Source organism: Planctomycetota bacterium (assembly GCA_016235865.1).
In the GTDB taxonomy this organism is placed as follows: Bacteria; Planctomycetota; MHYJ01; order JACQXL01; family JACQXL01; genus JACRIK01.
In genome coordinates this window covers 471,148-493,675 of record JACRIK010000003.1, presented here as the reverse complement: position 1 = coordinate 493,675, position 22,528 = coordinate 471,148, and the positions used below count along the sequence as shown (strand labels likewise).

The 22,528-nt window shown below is 49.3% G+C and carries 20 protein-coding genes; 8 read left to right on the top strand and 12 right to left on the bottom strand.

Translation table 11 applies throughout. The features are described from left to right. Positions 1-79: 79 nt before the first annotated feature. Together HZA49_03630 and HZA49_03625 are read right to left on the bottom strand one after the other, a co-directional pair. A complete protein-coding gene (locus HZA49_03630; protein MBI5778530.1) occupies positions 80-1,039 on the bottom strand; it encodes a hypothetical protein in 960 nt (319 codons plus the stop codon). Positions 1,040-1,199: 160 nt separating this feature from the next. Further along, on the bottom strand, positions 1,200-1,997 hold the full coding sequence (locus HZA49_03625) for a hypothetical protein (protein MBI5778529.1): 798 nt from the start codon (positions 1,995-1,997) through the stop codon (positions 1,200-1,202). 802 nt (positions 1,998-2,799) lie between these two features. On the opposite strand from HZA49_03625, the gene HZA49_03620 reads away from it, so the two are divergent. The 8 genes from HZA49_03620 to HZA49_03585 all read left to right on the top strand — a co-directional run bounded on the left by HZA49_03620 (position 2,800) and on the right by HZA49_03585 (position 10,385). Further along, positions 2,800-4,098 (top strand): hypothetical protein, encoded by a 1,299-nt coding sequence (locus HZA49_03620; protein ID MBI5778528.1) that lies wholly within the window; start codon positions 2,800-2,802, stop codon positions 4,096-4,098. Continuing rightward, entirely contained in the window at positions 4,073-5,014 is a 942-nt protein-coding gene (locus HZA49_03615; GenBank protein ID MBI5778527.1) for a nucleotidyl transferase AbiEii/AbiGii toxin family protein, read from the top strand. The genes HZA49_03620 and HZA49_03615 overlap by 26 nt, the downstream gene beginning before the upstream one ends. 12 nt (positions 5,015-5,026) lie before the next feature. After that, positions 5,027-6,007, top strand: a complete 981-nt coding sequence (locus HZA49_03610; protein ID MBI5778526.1) for a hypothetical protein — start codon at positions 5,027-5,029, stop codon at positions 6,005-6,007. Between the two features lie 467 nt (positions 6,008-6,474). After that, positions 6,475-7,041: a hypothetical protein gene (locus HZA49_03605; protein ID MBI5778525.1), complete on the top strand. Its 567-nt coding sequence runs from the start codon at positions 6,475-6,477 to the stop codon at positions 7,039-7,041. Between the two features lie 13 nt (positions 7,042-7,054). After that, positions 7,055-7,456 (top strand): hypothetical protein, encoded by a 402-nt coding sequence (locus tag HZA49_03600; protein MBI5778524.1) that lies wholly within the window; start codon positions 7,055-7,057, stop codon positions 7,454-7,456. A gap of 10 nt (positions 7,457-7,466) precedes the next feature. Further along, complete coding sequence (locus HZA49_03595; protein MBI5778523.1) at positions 7,467-8,177, top strand: sigma-70 family RNA polymerase sigma factor; 711 nt, start codon at positions 7,467-7,469, stop codon at positions 8,175-8,177. 112 nt (positions 8,178-8,289) lie between these two features. After that, on the top strand, positions 8,290-8,793 hold the full coding sequence (locus tag HZA49_03590; GenBank protein ID MBI5778522.1) for a tetratricopeptide repeat protein: 504 nt from the start codon (positions 8,290-8,292) through the stop codon (positions 8,791-8,793). Positions 8,794-8,822: 29 nt separating this feature from the next. After that, the gene (locus tag HZA49_03585; GenBank protein MBI5778521.1) at positions 8,823-10,385 is read left to right on the top strand and encodes a serine/threonine protein kinase; all 1,563 of its coding nucleotides are present in this window, start codon (positions 8,823-8,825) and stop codon (positions 10,383-10,385) included. Here the strand turns inward: HZA49_03585 and HZA49_03580 are convergent, their stop codons facing one another. The 10 genes from HZA49_03580 to dnaN all read right to left on the bottom strand — a co-directional run bounded on the left by HZA49_03580 (position 10,386) and on the right by dnaN (position 22,443). After that, positions 10,386-11,318, bottom strand: coding sequence for a tetratricopeptide repeat protein (locus HZA49_03580; GenBank protein ID MBI5778520.1), 933 nt, complete (start codon positions 11,316-11,318; stop codon positions 10,386-10,388). A 77-nt stretch (positions 11,319-11,395) separates the two neighbouring features. Next, the gene (locus tag HZA49_03575) at positions 11,396-12,352 is read right to left on the bottom strand and encodes a TlpA family protein disulfide reductase (protein MBI5778519.1); all 957 of its coding nucleotides are present in this window, start codon (positions 12,350-12,352) and stop codon (positions 11,396-11,398) included. A gap of 142 nt (positions 12,353-12,494) precedes the next feature. After that, entirely contained in the window at positions 12,495-15,038 is a 2,544-nt protein-coding gene (locus tag HZA49_03570) for a leucine--tRNA ligase (GenBank protein ID MBI5778518.1), read from the bottom strand. Positions 15,039-15,230: 192 nt separating this feature from the next. Beyond that, positions 15,231-15,653: a hypothetical protein gene (locus HZA49_03565; protein MBI5778517.1), complete on the bottom strand. Its 423-nt coding sequence runs from the start codon at positions 15,651-15,653 to the stop codon at positions 15,231-15,233. A 124-nt stretch (positions 15,654-15,777) separates the two neighbouring features. After that, a complete protein-coding gene (locus HZA49_03560; GenBank protein MBI5778516.1) occupies positions 15,778-16,845 on the bottom strand; it encodes a M42 family metallopeptidase in 1,068 nt (355 codons plus the stop codon). 105 nt (positions 16,846-16,950) lie between these two features. Then, positions 16,951-17,460, bottom strand: a complete 510-nt coding sequence (locus HZA49_03555; GenBank protein ID MBI5778515.1) for a molybdenum cofactor biosynthesis protein MoaB — start codon at positions 17,458-17,460, stop codon at positions 16,951-16,953. Next, positions 17,460-20,081, bottom strand: a complete 2,622-nt coding sequence (gene gyrB, locus HZA49_03550; GenBank protein ID MBI5778514.1) for a DNA topoisomerase (ATP-hydrolyzing) subunit B — start codon at positions 20,079-20,081, stop codon at positions 17,460-17,462. Before gyrB ends, HZA49_03555 begins: the two co-directional genes overlap by 1 nt. Continuing rightward, positions 20,078-20,359 carry a DUF721 domain-containing protein gene (locus HZA49_03545; GenBank protein ID MBI5778513.1) on the bottom strand — a complete coding sequence of 94 codons (282 nt, stop codon included), beginning with the start codon at positions 20,357-20,359 and terminating at the stop codon, positions 20,078-20,080. Before HZA49_03545 ends, gyrB begins: the two co-directional genes overlap by 4 nt. A gap of 1 nt (position 20,360) precedes the next feature. Beyond that, positions 20,361-21,320, bottom strand: a complete 960-nt coding sequence (locus tag HZA49_03540) for a DUF2950 family protein (GenBank protein MBI5778512.1) — start codon at positions 21,318-21,320, stop codon at positions 20,361-20,363. 10 nt (positions 21,321-21,330) lie between these two features. Continuing rightward, positions 21,331-22,443, bottom strand: a complete 1,113-nt coding sequence (gene dnaN / locus HZA49_03535; GenBank protein MBI5778511.1) for a DNA polymerase III subunit beta — start codon at positions 22,441-22,443, stop codon at positions 21,331-21,333. Between the last annotated feature and the right edge of the window lie 85 nt (positions 22,444-22,528).

The window sequence follows — 22,528 nt, the reverse complement described above, 5'->3', positions numbered from 1 at the left end:
TGCTACACCACGTACCTCTTACTCACTGTTAGACCGAAGGTCGTTACAGTGAGTTAGACCCCGGCAGTCTTTGCCGGGGCTACATTATATATCCGAGGATATAAATTACGAGTTCCGTTGAGTTATTCCCAGCTACATAAGCTTGCCAAAGCAACGTCCTATCAGCTGCCACCGGCATCAGGACTGAGCCACCGTTACTAATCCCCGGAGCGTTAATTGCCGGAGCCCCGACTTGCAGGGCATATTCCGCGCCCAACTGACGGAAGATGTATGCCATCATCCCGCCATCGGTATAACCCTGGGTAATACAGGCGATGGAGACAATCACGCCCTTGGTGCCTACCGGGATGATTGCGGAAAGGTCAACGCTGGCCGGTACGGTCGTGGCAATAATCCCGCCTTGGTCCAGGGCGGTCTGGGGCGTTGGGAACATAGTTAGCGTATCTCCGCCGCCTACGCCGGGTGCCAGTTTGGCCTGTGTCACTTGTCCATCACCGATTTCTGCTGTAGTAACCGGCGGAGTTAACGGTCGGCTCGGCACCGAGAACGACAGCTTGGCCGGTGTCACCGCGCCATTTTGAATCTCTGAAGAACCTACGGCGTTAGATGCGATTTTCGCAGCGGTTACGGAATTGCCGGCTAACTTGGCTGAAGTGATTGACCCGTCAATTATCTCGGCTGTTCCGATAATCCCGTCAGCCATCTTTTCCTTGGTAATGGCGCCGTCACGAATCTTTTCACTGGTAACTGCACCATTCAGTATCTTCTCAGCAGTGATGGCGTTAGGCGCAATTTTATCAGCCGTGACTGCGTTACCGGCAAGCTCATCGGTCTTAATCGCGCCGTCTTTAATCTCGGCCGAATCAATCGGCGGCGAAATCGGCCGGCTTACCGGCGTAAATGTCATCTTATCAGGCGTGACCGTGCCTTCCTTGATGTGCCTGTTTTCTATGGCCTTCTCCGCAATCTTCTCGCTGGTTACTGATTTGGTAGCCAGATGTTCCGTCTTTACGGATAATGGTTTTAATGTGTCTGACATAAAAATATCTCCAATATTTACTGAAGAACTAAAGAACGGGAGAACATGTTCCTCGGTTTCTTGGTTTGTCCGTTCTTTCGTTTATCCTGTATGGGTTATGCGGAGCGGAGGTGGAGCCCGAAACAATTCCGAACTCCACACTCCGCATTCCGCATTTATCCTACGGCGTTACTACCTGAATGTTGAGGTAAAGCACCCCGTCAGTCAGTTCATAACGGCAGAAGGATTTGTCCGGGAGAAGCAGCGGCTGGAACTCCGCGAATGCCGCATCCTGAACGCCTTTCAAGAACTCGTTGATAAAGCCATTCTGCGCGCCAATCACGGCCGGGTCATAACCCGAACGGACAATCACCACTCCGGACTGAATCAATCTCTGCACCAAGCCGGTCTTCAGGAATGTCCTGAATCCGACCTTAGCCACGTTGATTGGTCCGCCTGTAGTAACCGTATCGCCAGCCCGAAGCATCTCGCCCACCCGCTTGTCACCGGCCAGCCAGTAGGCCGCGATAGGTGCCGCGCCCCTGCCCCTGACCTTGTCGCCGGTGAAACGAAGCGTCTTCCTGGTTACTCCGTCAGCCCAGGAATCGGATTTATTGTCAACCGCATCCTTGAACCGTTTGGCTTCCACGCCGTCCACGGTCTCAAATGCGTAGGCAAGACCCAATTCCCACTTGCTGAAGGCATCCATCAGGTTTCTCATCTGGGCCGTCCTGATGTCATCCGCGCTCAACTCGCTCTTGGAGCGGTAAGTCGGGTCCATCACCTTAGCCCATTCAAGTCCTGACGGTGCAGCCAGTTTGGTCTGGAATTTACCCTCGTCCGGAACCGCCTGCTGGCGTTTCTGGTTGATACGCATAGCGTTATTCTTCAGGGAATCGCGCCACTGTTCAGCCATATAGTCAGCCGGAGGATTGGTTTCGGGTATTACCAACCTTACACCAGATACTTTGGTTGCCATATTTTATCACCCCCTTTGTTAGCGTTTGTTAGAGCGAAGCGAGTTACAAACTCTTACATCCCGCCGAATGGCGGGATTACCTTGCCCTAAGGTTAATGAGGTTCTCCCCACCCGCATGGGTTAGGGAGGAAAGTTGGAGTCCGTCATCGGTCCCTGCCGGCCGGCCTGCACAGGACCTTTAACGTCCTCCTCTCTCACCCTCTCATTCAGCCAAGGGGCGTTTTGTGACACCTAAAATGGGAATTCAGATAAAATAGGTAGAACCACACATTCGCTACGCTCAGTGCAAGCAGATCGACACAGAAGTGCCTGCTAAGATAAGGCAGGTTGACTTAGGTGAACTTCTGGTATTACAAGTCAACCCTGCTTGATTTAGAGGTATGTTTAGCTGATTTTGGCAAGGACGCTTGCCAAACGAGGCCTTTTTTGGCAAGCAAGGTTGCCAAAATGGGGCTTTAGCCGTTTATGTTGACAACAAACCGGGATTATGTTGACAAAACCCCTGTTTTATGTTGACAATAAGCACGATAAGGGCATTATTTTCCTTAAAACGCCTATTTTACTATATGAGAAAATATGGTGTTTTAGGAAAAAACGCCTTCCAAACATGGCCGGAGGTGTTTAGTACTACTAATAAGCTATGTTGACTTTTTCAAATATTGAAGAATCCAGTTGTTCTTAATGCAGTAAATTTATCAAATAATGTATAATAAAATGCTTGACAAACAACTAACAGTTGTTTATAATGCACCCAAGAGTGGTTTATATGTATAATTAAATGCGTTATTAACAACTATATTATATGTCACCAAAACTTTATCCTAACCTATACGAGAAGTTAAAAGACAAGGCAATAATAACTACCAATGATGCTTTATCCGTCACAGAGGATAAATATCAAACCGCCCAGGAATTGACCAGATTAAATCAAGGTGGTTATCTTAAGAAGATTCGCCGGGGGCTTTATGCGCTGGTGCCGATAGAGTTTGTCGGAAAGGACTATCAGCCGGATAAATTCCTGGTGGCCAGCCGGGTCTCGGAACCGTATGCAATTTCTTATTATTCGGCCTTGGAATTACACGGCATCGGTCAGTCGGTTTTTAACCGGGTCTATATTTCCTCTCCGCACCGGTTTGTCTCGTTTGCTCATCAAGGAATAGAATACAAATGGCGATTCACGAAAGACCTATTTGGCGCCACAACCCTTATTCGCGAAGGACAGGTTATTAATGTAACGGATATAGAGCGCACTATTCTGGATTGCCTACGCCAGCCGGACCTGGCCGGCGGTGTGGACGAACTTATTCGCTCCTTGGAAGGGTTACGCGGCACAGATTTATTAGCCGTCATATACAAACATACCATTAACCAGAATGAAGCACCAACGGTTAATAAATTCCGGGCTGATTGGGAGACCAGAATCCCAGACATTAACCATTTGGTCAACAGCGGAATTATCAAGCCAGGAAGAAACGGCTATGAGCTGTCTTTAGTAGGACTGTTTTATTGCCCGTTGCCCGAAGCCCAACAAGATATTAAGGTAGCGGAAAAGATATATCAATATCTTAGAGTGAAATACAAAGAGAATCCCGAACAACAGCATAGTTATATTGTTATTGCTAACGACTTAAGCGAAGACCCGCAACGGATAAAACGTATTTTGCCGCTTATCCTTTCAGCGGGCCCCATTTATAATTCTTCCGACGGCCAGGGGACACAAGTAACGTTGGCCGAAACGATTTTGAATTATAAAGAATTTAACGACCTCCTACAATATGTGCTATCTAATGTGGGCAAAAACATTGTATCTCCCGCAGAAGGCGCTTTTATAGATATACAGCGATTAATTGAATATCTCGCTCGGTTTAATGAAAAAGCGCTTTATGCCAAGACCGGGTTTTTACTTAGGTTGTTTGAAACTAACTGGAAGGTGGAGCCAGAGGTGTTCGATAATATAAAGAAACACATCAGCCGGGCGAAATATTACTGGCCGCCCAAGCTTGCCCGCGGGACAGGCGAACAAATTAAAGAATGGAATCTGATTGTCCCGGAATACCTTGTTAACAAATACCAATATGCAACCAGACAAAAAGTATCTTGAGAAAAAGTCGGCCCAGACCGGCTTTGCAAAAGACAATCTGGAAAAGGTCTGGCGCCTGACCGTCCTGCTTAAACGGATAACCGAATCGCCTGTTTTAAGGGATAAATTCCTGCTCCGGGGCGGCACGGCATTAAACTTCATTCATTCAGATATTCCGCGTCTCTCGGTTGATATTGACTTGGATTTTATTGGCGCGTTGGAAAAAGAAGCAATGGAAGCGCAGAAACCGGCTTTACTTAAGGAAATCCATGATTTAGTATCCGGATTAGGATATAAATCTATAGGAAGGGATAGAGGTCACGCCTCCCATCAATTTATTCTTAAATATCCAAACCTTTGGGGTAGCAATGCGGAAGTTAAGACAGATATTAATTGGCTTGACCGCCTACCGATATTAGAGAAGAAAAGCCTGCCCTTCAAAACCGAGCTATTTGAAGTAATACCTAAGTTCAATGTTTATACCTTGGTTTTGGAGGAACTGCTTGCCAGCAAGATAGTTACCTTCCTGAATCGCCAGCAACCAAGAGATTTTTATGATGTTTATAAAATAGCGCAAAATATAGTCCTGTATGATAAAGACCTTTTAAGGAAACTCGTGGTTTGGACCGGATGTACGGAAGAAGAACACTTCAGGAAACTGATTAAATTCAAAGGCGCAGATATTAACAAGCGTGGCTTTGAACAAATGGTTCGTCCGCTGCTTCGCGAGGCGGAGAAACTCAAATTTGATACGGCAATTAAAATCGTCAACCAATTCATCAAGTCAATCCTGATATTTAACAAAGATGAAAAAGTGTTTATAGATGGGTTTTATAAGAAACAGGTTAAACCCAAACTGCTCTTTGGAACATATAAATATACGTCTGATATCCTGAAACATCCCAACCTGCTCTGGCGACTAAAAAATATGAAATAAGGAGTTTTTATAATGAGCACAAACTGCCTGTTTTGTAATCAGCAAACTAAAGAAACTCGTAGATGGCCAGATACGGCTGTTTATGTATATCAGTGTGATAGTTGCGGAAAATATTTAGCGAGCGACGTATTTAAGATTTCGCTTGGAGCGATATCTCCAGAAGATAAAACACGCATTGCTTCTTATCTTATGTCACGCTATCTAACGGAAAAAAGCCCTCTCGCATTAACCGATAAGAAGCCCTCCCAGAATGATTTCAACGGCATTCCGTTCATTACCATTGACGAGATATTAGACCAGTTTCCTAAACGTGTTGATAAGAAATTAAATCGGGCTTTACAAAACCTGGGGAAACTTTCCATGCATTTCGGACAGCCAATTATTGTTGATTATGAATTGCCAGCTATTTTTTATGCTGTTAATATGCAAGAATTTACGGCAGTATTAGAGGCCTTAAAAGAACTGGATTATACGAGAGAAACCACGCGACAAGGTTCCAGAAGAACAATATACATAACCGCCAAGGGGTTTGACCGTATTTATGAATTGGATAAGGTCAATCCAGAATCCCGCCAGGGATTCGTGGCTATGTGGTTTGATTCATCTATGGATAATGTCTATAAAAATGGTTTCCAAAAGGCAATAACAGATGCCGGTTATGAGCCCAGAAGGATAGACAAAAAGGAATTTCTGGGCAAGATAGACGATGAAATCATCGCCGAAATAAAAAGAAGCAGATTTCTGGTAGCAGATTTTACTGGGCAAAGAGGCGGGGTTTATTTTGAGGCCGGATTTGCTCAAGGATTGGATATTCCGGTTATATATACCTGTCGTCAGGATTGTATGAAAGATGCTCACTTTGATACCCGACAGTATAAACATATTGACTGGAAAGATGAGGCGGATTTATATAATCAATTGTACAATAGAATTGGGGCAACCATCGGCTGGGGGCCCCAAGCCAAAAAGGAGGAAGCAAAACAGGTAAAATAAAGAGGGGTTGCAACCCTCGTTTTTACCTCATTTACCCGGATACGGGGGTATCCCGGTCTGGGCCAGGGGGTATCCCCCATCCCCAGATACCCCTGGTTCCGCAGGTTTGAACGGTTCAGAACGGGGGTGTTAAGGGCTGACAGGTGCGGTCTGGACGGTTCTCGGCGCAGGTATTAAACGCCGTCTCCGCAGGCATTAAGGACTGGCTCCGCGCCCTTTAAGGGCTGTCTCCGGAGGCCTTAACGGCCAAGACCGCAGGTATGAATGACTATCTCCGCAGGCCTGAACGGCTGTCTCCGCAGGTCTTGAGGATTGAGACCACAGGCCTGAATGATTGTCTCCGTAGGGCTGAACGGCTCATTCGGGCAGTTTGGTCGGTTTACGCTGAATTTCTGAAACGTTGATTGATAACTCCGACAACTGAGCTGGGTAGCTTTTGTACGTAAGTCGTATAGAAAGAGGTCTAAATGAAATATTTTATTATTGGGTTATTAATATTGTTGACAGTGGCGTTAAATAGGTTTTACCCGCAATTGATGACAGTGAATGATAACCATCTTTTTTGGCTATCAAGCACAATTGCCCAAGGATTTATTGCGTTAGTGTCTTTATTAGGGATGGTTGGAATATTTAAGTTACAATATATTTCAAATGAAAGAGAACGATTAACAGATTCTATGAGAGAAGCTCTTGGATTTTATGTTAATAAAACTGTTTGCACTTACACTCCTCAGCAAATCGTTGATTCTGCAAAGGATGTTATGTCAAAAAATACAGGTGGAGGATGGATTACCGCCATGCAAAAAGTAATTCCTTGTATAGAAAATTCTTTTACAGATGAAAAGAATATTAAGGGAAAGATTATTAGTTTTGTTATATTTACTTTAATACTAGTTGGGATTACTCTGCTTTCATTGGCTTTGACGCCGTTAATAATTCAATATTCTTTAGGGATAAGTGTTTTGGGCATTCTTCTTATTCTGTCCGCATATAGTTTATTTTTGGCTATACGGCTAGTCAAGAGTATGCTATAAAGAACATATAATTATGAAAAGAAGGCTCCTGCTTGACCTTGAGGATATGCTGGCCACTGATTTAAGCAGGCCGAAAAGGGCTCCGGACCCGGTCCGGAAAGAAGAGCCACCTAAGAAGTATAGCGTGGCGCAAATACGCAATAAATATCTCAAGGCATACGCTAAATGGACCAAGGAAGCGGATGAACAATTAAAGAAACAATACCGTGCGGGAAAAAGCGTTAACGCTTTGGCTGAGATATTCCAGCGTAAGCCAGGCGCGATTCGTTCTCGCCTGCATAAAATGAATCTCCCCCGCCTTACAGCGGGGGTATCATTGGCTTCGGGCAGAGCCCGACTCGCAAAAGCGAGTCCTTGCTCTCACCCCCACCCTTACAGGTGGGGAACTCCCGCTAAATTAGAACTTTCAAGATAGGAGGTTTTATATGAAGCGAAGATGGTTTATCAGGGTCGGGACCAAGACCACGCCACGCAAGCAATCCGTCATCAAGGCGGCCAAAGAAGGCCGGCTCAAACAGCGTCACCTGGATTATGTCATGCTCAAGTATTCCAATGCCCTGTTTTACCCGCTGGAACTACTCCTGGGCAAGAAATGGCTGGGTGGGCTGTCCTTAAGGGAATTCGTGGATGACTGCATCAAGGATGCGCTTATCAGGATTAATGAATACGACCCGCAATACCATTTCCGTTCGTTCCTGACCAAGAAGATAGTCCTGCCGGCTTTAAGCAAACTATTATCCGCGGCCAAGAAGGAGCAAAAAGCCGTGCTGGAATATTTTGAAAACAAGCAGTCCCAGCAGGGCTTTGAAATCAACTTCCGCCACGAAATCGCCAAGGAATTCGTCAACGAGGCGCTGAGAAAACTCAAGGCCGAGGACGAGGTCAAATACGAGGTCCTGGTCCGGCGTCATTTTGACAAGGCGTCCTATACCAAGATTTACGACGAATTAAAGCGCACCTATACGTTGTCCGTAACCTCAGAGGCGTCGGTTCGGAAGATATACGAACGGGCCGCCAAGATGCTCAAGCACATATTCCGTGAACTAATTCGGAACGGCAAATATGTGGACAATGATTTATCCTTTGACAGGGGACTGAAGCGGAAACTCCACGAATGGACGACGAAGAAGAAGTAGCCACAGATTTCGCTATCGCGGTCTCTGCTGAGTTCACAGATAAGAGGAACACGAATGGGACGAATAAAGACGAATTACACGAATAATTTAACCGTAAAGATACGAAAGTTTTATGACTAAAAAGAATAATAAGTCCGACAGAAAACATATCAGTGAATTAACACGCCTTACGGATAAAGAAGTTGATTATCTTTATCAAAGGTTTGTGAAGTCATCAAAGCCAAAAGACTTACGAATAAGAAAAGCCCTTGTTAACGCATTTATTACCAGGGGTGGCTATAATCACGAGAAAAAAGAGTATAATGCGGCAATCTCTAAATGGACAAAAGCCATTAAACTTGACCCGAATTGTGTAGATGCATATTGCAACAGAGGGAATGCTTATTACAATAAAAAGGATTATGCCAAAGCAATTATTGATCATACGAAAGAAATAGAGTTAAACCCCACAGATATTGATATGGCATATCTTAGAAGGGGTGTCGATTATTGGTTAAAAGGTGACCTTAATTTGGCACTGACAGATTTTACCAAAGCGCTTGAAATTAAACCTGATAATAAAATGGCACAGAAATGCCTAAGCAAATTGACTGGGAATGAGTCCGAATCAGTTTAATCTGCTAAATCCGTGTACAAAGTAATTTTATGTTAGAAATACCGCAACGAATCTGGAAGAAGATACCCGGCTATTCCAAGCCCAGTAAGGTATTCCGCACCAATCACGAGAATGTCTTGTGCTGGAAGACCAACCGCAAAGAGGACCGCAAGCCGGTGGTCATCAAACTCTTTGAACGGGATATTATTGAGGAATCAGCCGCTGAAATAAAGGCGGCTCAAAGCATCCACGTGATAAACCATTCCAACCTAATAAAAATCCTTGAGGTGGGCGAGGATGACGATATCGGGGTTTATTATGTGATGGAATGCTGGGGCAAGGATTTACGCGATACGATTCAGATTAAGCCCGATCCCAAGATTGCACTTGAGATTATCAGACAGGTTTTGGAAGGGCTGGCTGAGTTGCATAAGAAGGTCGGCGCGCATCGCGACATCAAGCCGGAAAATATATTCCTTAAGGGCAATCAGGTCAAGATAGGTGATTACGGACTGGTTAAATCCCAGCGCTATGTGACGCAACTGACCACCATTGCCGGCACGCGGGACTATATGGCGCCGGAGGTCCTGGACGGTAAGCCATACGACCATAGATGCGATATATATTCAACCGGCGTGGTATTAAGGGAACTGTTGACCGGCGAACAACCGCCGTTTACCGGCGATGCGGCGAATGAGATCTGTAGTAAGGCAATGGCGCCAGAGCCGAAGGACAGATTCCAGACAGCGGAGGAATTTATCAAGGCGTTGACGCCAACTAAAGGACTAAAAAACGGAAGAACTGAAGAACCAACGATTAACGCAGGAAGTAGTCCTTCAGTTTCTCCGTCCTTACGTTCTTCAGTTAGCAATAGCCCCATCTTCCAGAAATTGGACATCCAACGTTATCCGCCCAAGCCCGAGATGCGCGGGCAGGATACTCCCGGCGTTACTATAGAGACATTAAAGCCGCAATTAGACGCATTGTTAAAACAAGGCGATTACGAATCAGCACTAAAAGTAGGTACAGAATATGTTAAGGCAGTAAAGAAGCGGTTCGGCGAACATAACTCACGCACTCCGGATGCGATTGATATACTGGCCGGGATATTCATTAAACTCAAGAATTACCGGGAGGCGAGCATCCATTACGCCGAATCATTGGAATTAGACAAGAAAATATACGGCTCACCTTCAAGGCAATACATCATGAGTTTATATCATCTGGCACAGGAGCGGTTAGAAGCCGGCGATTATCCAGCGTCAAAGGATTATTACACGCAGGCATTATCTCTCGTTATACAGGGCTATAACGAAGAGGCCATTATTCGCAATAATCTGGCCGGGATACTTTATTTGCTCAAGGAGTATTACAAGGCAATAACTCTTTACCAGGAAGCAATAACCATAAATGAGAAGGCGGGAAAGATTTCAGAAGCGTTAGTAATAAATCTGTATAACCTTGCTCTTACTTATGAGGCAATCGGAAATCATGGAACCGCCCAGCCATTTTATAAACAAGCCAAGGACACGTTGGCCAAACTCCCGCCGGATAAACTAACCCTTTCGGATAAAGAACGCAAGCAGATCGAGCAGATAAACACGGAGAGATAATCAAGCCGGGGGTTTCTCGAGTTTATTAAGACCGGCCCGCGCGTATTCATAATTAGGGTCAATCCGGAGCGCTTCTTTGTAACAGGCAATGGCTTTGTCTAGTTCATCCATGTCTTCATACGCCACGCCCAGATTGTAATGCGCGCTGGTCAGGTTCGGGTCCAGGCAAATCGCCGCTTCGAAGCATTCTATGGCTTCTTCCAGCTCGTCCATTTGCAGATGTGTGTGCCCCAGGCAATTGTGCGCCGCAGCCCGGCCCGGGTCGAGCCGGAGCGCCCGCTCGAATTGCTCCAGCGCTTCCGGGTATTGTTCCAGATGACTCAGAATCAGCCCCAGGTTGTAATGCGCGTTTACCTCACCAGGGTCAAGCCGTATCGCCTCCCGGTAATTTTCCGCGGCTTTGGTCTTGTCACCGGCTATGTCATAAACACAGCCCAGGGCGTAAGATGCTCCGGCGTGACCGGGTTCAAGGCGGATGAATTCCCGGTAAGATTCGGCCGCTTTGTGATAGTCGCGGATTTCGAAATAGCACCGGCCCAGGCCGTCATAGATATAGGCGCTATTGGGCTTGAGCAGCGCGGCCCGTTCATAGCTGTCTATGGCCTTTTGGTATTCGCCCGCGTCCCGGTAAGCGTTGCCCAGTCCTCTGTGAGCTTCCTCCTCCCGGGGCATCAACCGGACCGCCTCTTTAAAACTTTCAATTTCTTTCTGATGGTCGCCTAATTTCCGGTATATCACGCCCAGATTCAGGTGGCATGCTGTCCAATCAGGGTGAAGCTGGATGGTCCGGGTAAAACACTTTATCGCCTCCTGGTATTGGCCGGCTTCGTTATAAAGACATCCCAGGTCAAAATGATACTGGGCGTGGTTGGGCTTAAGGCGGATTTGTTTCTTGAGGGTTTCGATAGAAGCTTCTATGATTACGTTTTTCATAACCGCCTCCGGTCACTCTCAATTTTCAGGCATTATCATACAGGGAATCCGCCGGACTCCCTATTAACAGCCTACCGTCAGCCGGCGGATTTGGTTTTCAAACGGCTCTTTTCCGCGCTGATGCCCAGCATGACCTCGACCGCGTTCAGGGCCGCGTCATAGGTGAATGACCGGCGCTGGACTATTTTACCGTCCTGATTGAGCAGGAAGAAGAAGGGCACGGCATCCACGCCAAATGCCTGGCAGATGGCGCCGTCCTTGTCCCAGATGATGGGCAATTCGGCGCAGTGCTTTTGGTATATGGGAGTAATCTTGTCCGCGCTTTCCTCCTGATTGACGATAACCACCTTGACGCCATTGCCGGCTATCTGCCCGACCAGGGTCTTGGCCAGGGGCAGTTGTTCCATAGAAAACGGGCAGGAGGTGCGCGAGAAGAATATCAACAGCCCTTTTGGCCCGGTTAACCATTCCAGGTTAACCGACTCACCGGTCAACAGACGCGCGAAGAATACCGGAGCGTCCTGTCCGATGGCCGGCTGGGGTAGGGTATAAATCTTCTTTTTCTCCCCGGGCTGTTCAGCCAGGATTTCCTTGACCATCAAGCCAATCTTGTCCTTGTCGCATCCGCCGGCAAAGCGTTTCTCCCCCTCGCGGTCAAAGACATAGAGCGTCGGGTAGTAGAAGAATTCCAGTTCATCGGCCACCCGGCGGTCCTGGTCCAGTAATCTGTGAAATCTGTGGCTCCATTTGCCGGACAGTTTCAACTCCTCTGCCGGCAGAGGCACGTCTAAGCGGATGACATCAATTTCCTTTGATGGCGTGGCAACGTATTCGTCCAGGACCTTTGTGGCCGCGGCCGTGCCCGGACAGCCGTCCCGGCCCAGCAACAATACCAGGACCTGGCCGCGGTGTTGGGTGAGGATGTCCTGCAAACTTCCGGCGGACTGTTCCCGGAACTCGAGCTGGAAGTCATAATACAGACCGATAACGACCAGCGCAAGACCGATGATAGCGACCGGAAATATCCTTTTCATATATGTTCCTCCTTGCTAATGGCACGATACCAAAACCCGGGCTGGGATGCAAGAAAGATGAAACACGAATGACACGAATAAGAACGAATCACACGAATCCGAAGGAACCGCGTCCAGCGAATAAGAGCGGATAGAATGGTTTTTAGCTGACACGTTCGCTACGCTCAGTGTAAACTATATTTACCAGCCGACCGGGGATGACGATGACCTTTTTGGGTTCTTGACCCTGGAGTATTTCTTTGACCTTGGGGTCGGCCAGGGCAACCTTCTTTATCTCGTCCTCGGCCGAGTCGGTGGCCACGGTGATGCGCGCCCGGACCTTACCGTTTATCTGGATGGCCAATTCCACCTGCTTCAGTTTCAGCGCCGCCGGATTATACTGGGGCCAGGGTTCGGCTAGAATACCGGTTTTCTTGCCTAATACCGACCACATTTCCTCAGCCAGATGCGGGGCCAGCGGCGACAGGAGCATAACCACGGACTCAACTGCCTTACGGAGCAGGCCTTTGAATGCCGCATAGTCCGCGGCCCGGGTCGGGTGTTTCAGCAATGCCTTGACTTCATAGAGGTGATTGACCAGCTCCATTATGGCGCTCAGGGCGGTATTATAATGCAGCGCCTCAATGTCTTCGGTAACCTGCTTAATCGTCCGGTGTACCCAAGCATAGAATTCGTCCATCTCGGCCATAGCCACCATCTTTTTGGTGCCCCGGGTATCGTCCACCGGGAACTGGACAACCTCCAGGACGAGCTGATGGACCCGGTTCAGGAACCGCTGGGCGCCGATCAGGCCGTTCTTGCTCCAGAGTATCTCGGCTTCAGACGGCGCGGCAAAGAACATGGCCAGCCGGCCGGCGTCCACACCGAAGTCCTCGATGATTTCCCGGGGCGAGACGGCGTTGCCCTTGGATTTGGACATGACCTCACCTTGGGCGTCCAGGACCATGCCGTGGTTAAAGAGCCGTTTGACCGGCTCGTCAATCTTGAGATAGCCCAGATCATGCAGGACCTTGGTGATGAACCGGAAATATATCAGATGCCCGCAGGCGTGTTCAGCCCCGCCGATATACAGATCAACCGGCAGCCATTTATTGACCGCTTCCTTGGTGAACGGTTCTTTGGTATTGCGCGGGTCGGCATAGCGCAGGTGATACCAGGATGAGCAGACAAAGGTGTCCATGGTGTCCGGGTCGCGCTGGGCCGGGCCTTTGCACTTGGGGCATTTGGCGTTCATAAACTCGGGCACGTCAGCCAGGGGCGAGCGTCCCTTGGGGATATAGTCCTTAACCTCTGGCAGGAGCACGGGTAAATCGGACTCCGGCACAGGCTGGGGCCCGCATTTAGGGCAGTGAATCATGGGAATCGGCGCGCCCCAATAGCGCTGGCGCGAGAGCAGCCAGTCCTTGAGCCGGAAATATATCTTGCGGCTGCCCAGTTTCTGTTTTTCTATGTGCTGACTTATCTTGCTGATGCCGTCCTCAGAAGGCAGTCCGTTGAATTGGGCACTATTGACCATGATGCCGGGTTCGGTAAAGGCGGCGGTTAGTTCACCCTCAGAGTTCGGAGTGTGGAGTGCGGAGTGCGGAGTAATAACAATCTTAATTGGAATGCCGTATTTTTTAGCGAACAGGAAGTCGCGCTGGTCGTGGGCCGGGACACCCATGACCACGCCGGTGCCGTAATGGAGCAGCACGTAATCAGCCACCCAGAGCTGGACCTGCTCGCCGGAAAGCGGATTGGTTGCAAAACTGCCGGTGAAGACGCCGTCCTTTTCGCCCACCGCGGCCCGGTCTATCTCGGATTTGGCCGATGCCTTGGCAATGTATTCATCAACCGCCTTTTTCTGGGCCGGGGTGGTCAGTTCCTTAACCAGCGGATGCTCCGGGGCAATGGCCATAAAGGTCACGCCGTAAATCGTGTCCGGCCGGGTGGTGAACACGGGAATTCGGAGTTCGGACTGCGGAATGCGGAATTGGATTTCCGTGCCTTCGCTCCGGCCAATCCAGTATCTTTGCATGGCCTTGATGTTCTCGGGCCAGCGCTCGAGCTTATCCAGTCCGTCCAGTAGTTTCTGGGCGTAGTCGGTAATCCTAAAGAACCACTGCTTGAGATTGCGCTTGGCAACAGTCGATTGACAGCGCCAGCAGACGCCTTCACTTGACACCTGCTCATTGGCCAGGACGGTCTTGCAGGCCGGGCACCAGTTGACGGCCGACTCGGCCTGGTAGGCCAGTCCCTTTTTGTAGAGCTGCAGAAAGACCCACTGGGTCCATCTGTAGTATTCAGGCGTATAGGTGATAACCTCGCGGTCCCAGTCGTAACTGATGCCTAAATCTTTGAGGGTCTGGCGCGAAGTAGCGATGTTCTTGCCGGTCCAGTCGCGCGGGTGGAGTTTTTGCTTGATGGCCGCTTCCTCGGCCGGCAATCCAAAGGCATCCCAGCCAAAGGGATGCATGATTTCCGCGCCGGCCATCTTCTTGTAGCGCCAGTAGGCGTCGCCGACCGTGTAGTTGCGGAAGTGGCCGATGTGCAGGTCGCCGGACGGATAGGCGAACATCTCCAATAGATAGAATTTCCGGGCCGGGTCAGGGCCGGCCGGTGTTTTATAGGCGCCCTGGGATTCCCAGTATTTCCGCCACTTGGATTCGATGGTCTTAAAGTCGTACATATCTTTTTCCTGTGTCATTCCCATGGAAATGGGAATCCAGTAATCCCAAGCGGTCTAGATTCCTGCTTTCGCAGGAATGACGGCTTGGGATGGGTTGAACCGAATTTTTATATCACACATTATCAGCCGGGTCAATAAAGAGATGGGAATAAATAAGGGGGCGCTATCTTGCGACAACGCCCCCTTTAGGAATAAACCGTGTTGCCCGACTTATGCCTTTTTAGCGACCGGCGCCGGGGCAAAGGTCAGCATCAGGAAGAACACCAGATTGACTATCGGCACCAGAATAATAATCACACCCCACCATGACGGCTTGCCCATATTTTCCGCTATAGCCATCCAGACCAGGATTAAAACGATTATATTTACAAACGGAATAAGCATCAGAATCACCCACCACAGGGGCTTTTTGGCCATCTGCGCCATTAGGACGTAATTTACGATGGGAATAATCGCCATAATAAAGCTTAACCCAAAAGACATACCAAGCTTTTTGGCGATATTCGCCACGCATAAACTACCAAGGATGTAGGCCACTAGGAATACCAGCAGGAGAACTCCGCTTATTAAGGCAACGATACCTCCGACTGCGGCTGCCTGGTCCGGGGTCATTTCCATCGGCATTGGTTCCATATATATTATCCTCCTTGCATACAAATAAACGGTTAAAGAAACCTGCTGTATGCGGGCAGGTTCCCGTATAGATATTGTAGCTATTAATATATTCTATCGGTAGAATCCAGAGAAAACAGTAGTATTATTTGGTAAAACGCCCTACTGTTTTGGCGTCCAATTTCAGCACCACCTCGGTTATCAGGCGGACGGTATTGTCATAATCGCCCTTGTGAATGATGCCGGAATGGCAGTGGATATAGCGGGTCGGGACGCCCAGATAGATGCAGGGTACGCCCTGGGCGCTGAGGTGAATCGGTCCGCCGTCCGTTGCCCCGCCTTCCAGCGCCTGTGTCTGGTAGGGTATCTTATTCTTTTCGGCCGTGTCAATGATAAAATCGCGCAGGCCGAGATTGGGAATCATGCCCCGGTCGTAGATGGTAATCTGCGGCCCCTTTCCCAGGGCGCCCAGATTCTTTTCGCCGCCCGGCACATCCTGGGCAATGCCGACCTCGCAGACCAAGGCCACGTCCGGATTAATTTTGCGCACCGAGGTGTGGGCGCCGCGCGTGCCTACCTCTTCCTGGACCGTGCCTACACCATAGACCGTATTCGGATGTTTTTTACCCTTGAGTGCTTTAATCACGTCGATGAACAGGGCGCAACCCAGCCGATCGTCCCAGGCCTTGGCCAGGAGATAATCCGGATTGGCCATCTGGGTAAAAGGAGCAACCGGGATAATCGGGTCGCCGGGCCGGACGCCGATTTTGGCCGCATCCTTTTCATCCCTGGCGCCGATATCAATGAACAGGTCTTTCTTATCCGGCACTTTCTTGCGTTCCTCTTCGGTCATAATGTGGATAGGCTTGGCGCCGATGATGCCCGGGATATCGCCCTTGTCGGTCTTGATAATTACTCTCTGTGCCAGCATATACTGGGTCAGCCAGCCGCCTAGCATGGTGAATTTGATAAAGCCCTCTTCGGTAATACGAGTAACCATGAAACCGACCTCGTCCATGTGGCCGGGCAACATGATTTTGGGTTCGGCGCTGGTGCCCTTTTTCTCGCAGATAATGCTGCCCAGCTTGTCGTAGGAGAATGCGGCCAGGCCGGCTAATTCTTTGCGGATAACCTCGGATACCTCTGATTCATAACCCGGCACGCCGCTGACATCGGTCAGGCGCTGGAGCATCTCAACTGTTTCTTTGTTCATATCAAGTCCTCTCTATACCAAATGTCCCTCCTGCGAATCTGTCTGGATTCCCGCCTGCGCGGGAATGACCATTTATGTAAAATCCCACATGAAATCCATGAGCGGTCATCTATTCAATTCCCAGCAGATATGGGCCAGCTCAGGCAATAATAATTTATTCAGGGCCATAGAAACAGCATTGGGCGAGCCGGGCAGGGCGCAGATGAGCTTGCTGTCCCTGGTGATCCCGAGCATGGCCCGGCTCATTATGGCCGACGAGCCGATTTCGCCGAAACTCAGCAGCCGGAATATCTCGCCGAAGCCCTCCAGCTTCCTGGTTATCAACGCGCTCACGGCGTCTATGGTCAGGTCTTTCTTTCCGCAGCCGGTGCCGCCACTGGTAATGACCAGATCCGCAGTCTTTAATGCCTTTTTCACCTCGGAGCGAATAAGAGCCAGATTATTTCGGACTATTTTTCTCAAGACGCATTTATGCCCGGCGTTCTGGAGGATGCCGGTGAGGACATTACCGGTTTTGTCGGTCTTATCGGTCCGGGTGTCCGAGGTGATAATGACGGCGATGTTGAGGGCCAGGGTCTGCTGCGCCGCGTGCTTCTTGTGGTCGCTTTGTAACATTATATATCCAGGTTCTTTACTTCCAATGCGTGCTTTTCAATAAAGTCCTTGCGCGGCTCGACTTCTTCGCCCATCAGGATGGTGAACATCCGGTCGGCCTTGACCGCGTCTTCTATCTTAACCTTGAGGAGCGAACGCTTGGCCGGGTCCATGGTGGTTTCCCAGAGCTGCTCGGCGTTCATTTCACCCAAGCCCTTGTAACGCTGGATATCCAGGTCACGCTGGCCGACCTTACGGATGCCTCTCAACAGCTCGCGCAATGATTTGAGCCCGAATCTTTCCTGTTCCTTCTTTTCCTCGGGGTTGACAATCAATTCGTAAATTAACCGGGCGGATTTGTCGGCTTTCTCGGCGGTCGGTTCTTTTTCCTCCTTGCTCAGGTAGGCGTTTATCTCGAAACATTCCGGAAGCAGTTTTTCGATATCGCGGACCAGAGACTCAATATCCCGGTTCTGGAAGAATTCGATGTATTTAAGAGTCACGGAATCTTCAGTTATCTGGGGTGCCTTTTCTTTCTTGCCGCCGTTTTTGGATGCGGCGACCGCCACATCTTCATATTGGGGCAACAGGACGATTTCTTTCTTGAGCTTCTTCTCCTTCTCGCGGATGTATTTGTCCAGTTGGTTGTCGGTATGGAAGAAGCTTTCCTCGTTATCCATTTTCGGACCGCTGAGCTCAGTGTAATAGAGCGGAAAATGCTGTGACTTTTCGTCCCGGGCCCGGAAGTATTTGAGTGGGGATACGCCCCGGACCTGCAGTCCGTGGATGTATTCCTCCAGCACCGCTATTTTATCGGCCAGGCGTTTCAGGGCGTTCTTTTCCAAACAGCATCTCTGGCGCTTGCCCGCGGTTACGATTAGTTGGGTGTTTTCCAATGCGATATCAAGAAGTTTCTGGTGCATCTCCTTGTCACTCAGGATATATTCCTCTTTCTTTCCGTATTTGACCTTATACAGAGGCGGTTGGGCGATGTAAAGATTGCCCTGTTCAATTACCTTGAGCATGTGCCGATAGAAAAAGGTCAGCAGCAGGGTTCGGATGTGCGAACCGTCGACATCAGCATCGGTCATGATGATAATTTTGCCATAACGCAGTTTGGCAATATCGAATTCCTCGCTGCCGATGCCGGTACCCAGCGCGGTGATGAGGATTCTGATTTCTTCGTGCGCCAGCATCTTTTCAATGCGGGCTTTTTCCACGTTGAGAATCTTGCCTTTGAGGGGCAGGATGGCCTGGAACTGGCGGTCCCGGCCCTGTTTGGCGCTGCCGCCGGCTGAATCGCCTTCCACGATATATATCTCGGTATGCTCCGGCTCGCGGGATGAGCAGTCAGCCAGTTTTCCTGGCAGGTCGCCGCTGTACAGGGCGTCCTTGCGCCGGGTCAGATCGCGCGCCTTGCGGGCCGCCTCGCGGGCCCGGGATGCCAGAATAACCTTGTTGACAATGGCCTTGGCAGTGGCCGGGTGCTCCTCAAGATAAGTCGCCAGCCCGTCGTTGACAATGGCCTGAACGATGCCTTCTATCTCGCGGTTGCCTAATTTGGTTTTGGTTTGTCCTTCAAACTGCGGATTGGGCAGCTTTACGCTGATGATGGCGGTTAGACCTTCCCGGTAATCGTCGCCTACCGGTGGTTTGTCGGCTTCCTTTAACAGTCCCTGGGCCTTGCCGTAGGTATTAAAGGTGCGGGTCAAGGCGGTCCGGTAACCGGAAAGATGCGTGCCGCCTTCTATGGTGTTGATATTATTGGCAAAACAAAACAGATTCTCGCTGTAGCTGTCGTTGTATTGCATGGCGATTTCAACGAAGATGGTGCCAGCGGCTTCTTTTGATTCCTTTTCGAAATAGATAATGTCGGTATGGACTTTTTTCTTGTTCTGGTTAAGGTGCTCCACGAACGACTTTATGCCGCCGTCGTATTTGAAGGTCTCGGAATGCTTGGTTTTTTCCTCGTTCAGGGTAATGCTGACACCTTTATTAAGGAAGGCCAGCTCTCTCAGGCGGGTGGCCACCGTATCAAAGTTAAACTTGACTTCCGGGAATATCTTGCCGTCCGGCTTGAAGGTGACGCTGGTGCCCTGTTTATTGGTCTTGCCCCGTTTTTCCACCTTGCTGACCGGCTTACCCCGTTCGTATTTCTGAAAATACTCGGCGCCCTCCCGATAGACCTCAACCTCCAGCCAGTCGGACAGGGCATTGACTACGGATACGCCAACGCCATGCAGGCCGCCGGAAACGCGATAACTTTTCTGGTCGAACTTGCCGCCGGCGTGTAACATGGTCATGACCACTTCCAACGCGCTCTTTTTCTGCTCCTTGTGCATATCAACCGGAATGCCACGGCCGTTGTCCATGACCGTCACGCTTCCTTCATGGTTAAGCCGAACTATTATACTGGTGCAATATCCGGCCAGGGCTTCGTCAATGCTGTTGTCAACCACCTCGTTGATAAGGTGGTGCAAGCCGCGCACGCCGGTGTCGCCGATATACATGGCCGGCCTGGTCCGGACGGCTTCGATACCGCCCAAGACCTTGATATGGGTCGCGTCATATCCGCCTGGTTTAGGGGCTGCCGTTTTAATTGGTTTTTCTTTCACTGCAGTAGCTTCTTTCTTTGGTGTCATATTGTAAATTTAACATCCCTGATTTTATGGTCCGGATATTTAGCTTGAAGCTTGGCCAGAATGGCTTCTTTCTTAAAGTTACACAGTTCATTAAGCAGAGCCGGCGATTCCACTTTCACGTAAAGCACCTTCTGCCTGAAGCCTATTACACGGGTCCGGCGGGCAATCCTGGCATCCACTATTTTATCCCAGTTGTCACCGACCGCCAAGGCTTTCCTGGTGTTTTCCTTTAATAACTCCCTGCGGACCTGTTTTACAACTTCGCCAATGTGCTTCATCTTAATCTGCCGTCGCCCACTCGGATTTTCGATAGGGGTCCTTGGGGTCGTCGCTGCCGGGCCATTGCAGGGCTACGCCGTAAACATCCGGATTAACGTCTATGGCGTAAATCGTTCCTTGTTCGTTCACGATAAATGTCCGCCGGCCGGTCTTGCCGTGTTCAGCCGGATATGCCACAAATCCGAATTTAGTCTGATTGGCGGCCTTTATCTTGGTATCTCCAACCTCAACCTGGTTATACGGCTCGCCGTTTTCATCTAATTCCATTGCCTGGAAATAATATCCGCTCTTCGGACTCAACGGCATATCAACCCAGTCTTCTATAGCCGGGATTGTCCCGAAATCACCCGTCTCTGCGGTATTGACATCGGCCCGGGCTAAATCCATGGCGATAAAAGCAATCTTGGTTGTATTGTCAGCCCGATACATCCGGTAAAAACAGGAAATATCGTAGGTCCAATAATCCTTTATGCCGTTACCGTCCGGGTCTTGTTGGCGCCAGAGCGCTTCGGCGGTTGCAAGCAATCTTAACGACGCAATGGCCGCGGATTCGTTGGCCGGTATCTGTCGGCTTAATAAACTCTCGTCGGGTTCAACCCGGGGAACTTCGTCTCCCGGTGTCCAGGTATCAGGCGGCGTATAATTCGGACGGGAAGTCAGGACGTTGGGAATAATAATGGCGGCTGCGATAGAAATAAGGGGAATAATAAAAAAAGTCATGATTATCGGCATGACAACGGCCATTATCATCCCTGTAATAGCCAGCCCGGTTCCTTTCAGCTTCCCCGTGCTGTTACTGATAGCTACCAGCGCAACGATGCCGAGTATAATTGCCGGAAACGCGGGCAGGCATAAAAACGACAGGATTCCGCAAATTAGGCTCCAGATGGCGGATTTGCTTGTTCCCGTTTCGCCGGAAGGCGTATTAGGTTCCGCCTGAACCGTATTTTCCTCTGTCATATATTTCTCTCTACATCTCTATCGTCAGCGGCATTACGATATAAACATAATCCTTGCCCTGTTTTATTACGGCCGGGGATGTCTTGTCTTTCAGCCCCAAGGTTATTGTGTCGTCGCCGATAATTCGGAGCGCGTCTATAAAAAACTCCGGATTAAAGGTTATCTTGAACGTTTCGCCGGGGTATTTTATGGGCAGCTCTACGGTCGCCTCGCCGACATCCTGGGTTCTGGTCAGAAGCGTCATCTTGTCCTTTTCCATGGATATCTGCGTCGCCTTGAATTTATCTGTGGTAACCAGCGCCACCTGCCTCATCGCCGATAACAGGTCCCCGGCAGCCATCTCTATTTTCTTGTCGCTTTCCGGCGGGATGACGCTTTCGTAATCCGGGAATGTTCCTTCTATCAGGCGGGAGAAAAGGATTATGCCCTTCTGGTCTTTCTGCGGAATCATGACCTTGAATTGCGTTTCATCCGTTTCTATTTTCACCACTTGTTCTTCGTCTTCTATGATCCGTTCCAGAAGATTCAATGATTTTGGCGAAACAATCACCTTGATATCCGTGGTTACTTCCTGTTCGGACCTGCGCTTGATGTATGCCAACCGCTTGCCGTCGCTGGCCACCATCCGGAGTTCTTTCTTTTTTATCTCCATCAGAATCCCGGTCAGGGCATAGCGGGTTATCTCCTGCGATGTCGCAAACGTGGTCTTGCACACCATCTCTTTTAATCCGGATGCCTTCATGGTTATGGCTTTCTTTTCGTTGAAGGCCGGGAAATCCGGATATTCCGCCGCGTCCATGCACATTATCTTGTATTTGCTGGCCTTGGTTTTGATATTAGCGGTTCCGCCTGCGCCGTCGATGGTTATTTGCTCATCCGCTGTTTCCCGCAGGATTCCACCCAACCTGTTATTGGGAATAATTATAGTCCCTTTTTCCTTTATTTCCGCCGGAACCGGGTATTGAACACCTACTTCTAAATCCGTAGCGGAAAGAAACAGGGTTTTATCGTCCGCAGTTAACTTTATGTTCTGTAATACCGGCATTGAGCTTTTAGTCGGAACTATCGGGCTAACGAACTGAAATACCTTTAATAATAAATTTTTATTGCATATAATCCTCATTTAATACTCCTTCTAATACATCTAATAAACTAATATATATTTAGTATTCGTCTTAGTATCTGCCTACCAGGGTGTTGATAACCTC